The 3,951-nt window shown below is 74.4% G+C and carries 4 protein-coding genes; all 4 read right to left on the reverse strand.

Going from position 1 to position 3,951, the window contains the following annotated elements; translation table 11 throughout:
• Nucleotides 1-521: hypothetical protein (locus PLL68_RS02375; protein WP_324531296.1), on the reverse strand; the 521-nt coding region annotated here is incomplete at its 3' end.
• A 19-nt stretch (nt 522-540) separates the two neighbouring features.
• A complete protein-coding gene (locus PLL68_RS02380) occupies nt 541-1,401 on the reverse strand; it encodes a hypothetical protein (protein ID WP_324531297.1) in 861 nt (286 codons plus the stop codon).
• Entirely contained in the window at nt 1,394-3,067 is a 1,674-nt protein-coding gene (locus PLL68_RS02385; protein ID WP_324531299.1) for a hypothetical protein, read from the reverse strand. Before PLL68_RS02385 ends, PLL68_RS02380 begins: the two co-directional genes overlap by 8 nt.
• Nucleotides 3,064-3,951: baseplate J/gp47 family protein (locus PLL68_RS02390; protein ID WP_324531301.1), on the reverse strand; the 888-nt coding region annotated here is incomplete at its 5' end. The genes PLL68_RS02385 and PLL68_RS02390, both read right to left, overlap by 4 nt.

Below are 3,951 nucleotides of genomic sequence, written 5' to 3' on the forward strand. Positions count from 1 at the left end.
CGCAACGTCGAGTAGGCCGTGAGCGGCTGCGACGTCTTCGACAGCAGGATCGGGGTGACCGAGCGCAGCGCGTCGTCGGGGAAGTCGAAGCGGGGGCCGGTGACCCGCCCCACCGCGAGGACGAGTTCGACCCCGGCCGTGTGCGTGGTCGAGTGCCCCTTGCAGCTGGACTCGGTGCAGGTCGTGTGCGGCACCCCCGTGTCGGTGGCCCGCAGGATGACGCTCCACCCCTCCTTGGTGCCGTCGATGAAGGACCAGCCACCAACGGGCGTGGCGGAGGCGAGGTCGATGGTGCGGGCGCTGTCGAGCACGAGCGGTTCGCCGCGCTGGTCGACGGCCAGCCCCGGCGAGATGGTGATGACCGAGCCCGCGGTGCTCCCGGCGAGGCCGCAGTTGACGCCGAACCCGGTCATCCGGCCGACCAGCCGGTCCCGGTGGCGCAGGTGGGTGGTGAGCTCGTTCAGCTCATCGGAGGTCAGGGTCTGTCCCTTGACGAACTCCGGGTACTCGTTGTCTGTCATGGTGTGATCGCCTTCCGCCCTAGTCGTCGGTGGGGAGCGCGCCGATCCCCAGGTGGTCGATGTCGCGTTCGGCGACCGGCGGGCGCTCGGCCGGGCAGCCGTAGAGGTGGATGCCGTCGGCGTGCGAGACGACGGACACCACCGAACACAGCAGTTCGCGCAGCAGCTTCGCCTGCGCCTTGAGGTCGCTCTCGTACGTGGCGAGCCCGGCGCTGCTGGTGTCGGCCAGCACCGCCGGGTCGGCGAAGACGGCGAAGGTGTCGAAGACGTCGGGCCGCACGAAACACACCCGGATGTCGAGGTGGGCCGGGGCGTACCACCGGACGAACTGGGCGATCCCGATCCGCTGCGCGTAGGTCGCCACCGCCGCCGAGACGGGCACGAACAGCGTCGCGGTCGACGGGTCGGGGTCGAAGCCGGGTCCGGCGATCTTGTAGTGCTCGACGAGCACCGGCCGCTCGGTGGTGACGGACAACCGGTGGTAGAGCGTGAACCAGTCGATGAACCCTCGCGGCGTGCCACGCCGCCGCCACAACCGCGTGGCCTTGCCGAGGAAGGCGCGGCGGGCCGCCACCCCCTGCGCACCCACCGGCCACGTCGACGGCACGGTGAAGGACAGCCACCGGGCCACCTCGTCGTAGGTCGCGGTGAGGTTGGCGACGAGCGCCTCGGCACCGGCCGCCAGCGGCAGGTGGGTCGGCCACCGCAGTGCCGCATCCGGGCCGGTCACCGCGAGGAGGTCCTCGAGGGCCTCGACCTGCGCCCGGGCGAGCTCGTCGGCCAGGCCGAGGTAGGCGTCGACCTGCGCGAACGACGCGGCCTGCTCCTGGTAGACGGGGGGCAACAGGGCCGAGGTCGCGGTGAAGTCGGGGCTACGCATCGCCGCACCCCCCGCTGCGCGAGATGTCGACGGTGAAGCAGTTGCCGACCCGCACCGGCACGGTCCCCGCGGGGATGGCCAGCTCCCCGTCGGCGGCGGTGGTCCACGCGCCCCCGTCGGCGAGCCGCAGGTGGACGTCGCGGATGCCGAGGACGTCACGGCAGCCGGCGAGCACCTCGACGACCTCGCTGACCCGGATCGGGTCGCCCGGCACCCAGCCGCCGGCCGGTTGCGGGGCCGGCGGCCACGGCCCGTCGACGAGCGGTGGAGCCGTCACGGACGCGACCTCGCCGTCGAGGCCGGTCACGCCCGTGCGCCCGTCGTCGAAGAACGTCTCGAGCGCGTCGGCGGCGGCCTGCAGCACGCGGGCCCCGTCGCTGCCGGCCCCGATGACGAGGGTCGCCCGCACCTGCACCTCGACGTCGGCGAGCAGCGCGGCACCGACCTCGTCGCCGATGACGCGGTGTGGCTGGTCGTCGTCCAGGTCGTCCCGCCACGGCGGGAAGGGCCTGCCGCACTCGGTGCCGATCGCGACGCGCAGCACCTCGCGCAGGAAGGTGGGGACGTCGCGGGGACGCCGCACCGCCTCCACGACGAGGGTGACGGCCGCGGCATCCGGGTCGATCGCCCAGGCCGCAGCGGGGTCACCGGCCGGCAGGTCGGCGGCCGCCGGGGTCACCAGCCCGTGCCAGGCGACGCCGTCGAGGCGCCCCGGCACGGCCCACGCGCGCCGCACCCCGCGGTGCGTGCGGGCCCGCCGTGCGTAGTCCAGGTCGGTGACGGGCTCACACGTCAGGGCCTGGATGCCGTGCGGCGGCCAGATCCTCGAGGTCCCGTCACGCTCCTCGAGGTCCTCGGGCACCAGGTCCGCGGGGATCGGGGCGAGGGCGCTCGCGATGAGCGCCTCCTCGGCGCTCAGCCCGTCGTCGGTGAGCAGCGTGACGACCTCGGCCCGCTCCACGGAGGTGGTGGCCGCGCGGCTGCGCGCTGCGAGGGCAGCGGCCGCCTCGCGCACGCGGCGCCGACGTTCGCGCCGAACCAGTGCTGCGCGCTCGGTGACCCACAGGGGGAGGTCGTGGCCCAGGAGCTCGACGGCCAGGGCGTCCTGCGCAGCCACGGTCGCGGCGCTGCCGCTGCGCTCGATCGCCTCGTCGAGGACGTCGGCCACCGTGTCCGCGCGGTGCTGGGCGACCTCACGCACCAGCGCACCGCGCAGCACGTCCACCAGGGCGGGTCGGTCCACCGCGGGCACGAGGGTGGCCCACGGCGCGGTGCCGACGAGGGCCAGGGCCTCACCCCGGCTGGCGCAGGCCCGCACCAGCGGTTCGAGGTCGTCCGCGGTTGCGGCCAGGGCAGTGGCGAGCGCGGTGAGCCGGGCCGGGTCACCGGCCGGCAGGGTGTGGTCCCAGTGCCGTTCCCCCAGTGGTTCCCACGCCGACCACGCGAGGGGCCAGTCGGCGAGCCCTGTCGTGGCGATCCGGTGGTGCAGGTCGGCCAGGGTGAACGCGGCCGCCTCGGCGAGGGTGATGCCGGGGTCGGCGCCGTTGTGGTCGGTCCACCCCGGCGCGGCCTCGGTGACGAGGGTGGCGACGATGCGCTCACGCACGGTGTCCCAGTCGGCATCCGGTGCCACGGGTTCGGTCAGGGTGATCGGCTCGGTGCTCACAGCTGCTCCTCACAGGCGATCTCGTGGGTTCCGGTCGAGCAGTAGAGCCCTCGGCACGCGTCGACCTCGACCACCTCGACCGGGGTCAGCCCGGTCGGCAGCTGCGCTCGCAGCTCGAAGGCGAGCACGACGTCGACGACGGTCAGTCGCTCGAGCACCGCCACCACCGTCGAGGCGTAGAGCGACAGGCCCCACCGGGGCTCGGCGGCGAGCGTGGGGTGCAGCAACGACTCCAGCGCCGCCTCGACGGCGGCCCGCCCCTGCAGGGCCGCCACCCCTCGACGCAACCGCACCGAGGCCCGGACGGAGACGGGCACGTACGCCGGGCAGAGGATCGCGACCGAGGCGGTGAGCGGCATGACCGGCCGCAGCGTGTCGATGATGCGACCGGCGAGGCTGACGCTCGGCCGCGGCTGGGGGTTCTCGGGCCGGTCCGGCACGACGACGAGCCCGACCGTGCCGGGAGACCGGTTGCCGTCGGTGTCGGTGTGCGGCAGGCAGCGCAGCAGGGCGACCTCCGGGAAGGCCAGGGCCACCGTCTGCTCGTAGTCCCACGGGGTGAGCGCGCGGCCGCGGTGCCGCACGAGGGCCGATGCCCTCGTCGCGTAGGCCGGGTCGTCCTCGGGCCCGCGGCCGCGCACCGACGCGACGTTGGTGACCTTGGTGACCCCCGGGACGGGGGTGAGCGTGCCCTTGATGGTGCCGGGCGGCAGCGCCGTCGCGGGGCTCGGGTCGAGCTGCGGGTCCGGTGCCCGCGACACGAACTCGGCGATCACGGCATCCGTGATGACGTCGCGCACCACGCCGATGCGGCGTGGTTGGTCGGTGACGAACCGGATCCAGCGCCCACTGGATGCCGTGACGTCGGAGCAGCCCGTCGCCCA

The sequence above is a fragment of the Ornithinibacter sp. genome (assembly GCF_035443565.1).
Classification (GTDB): Bacteria; Actinomycetota; Actinomycetes; order Actinomycetales; family Dermatophilaceae; genus Fodinibacter.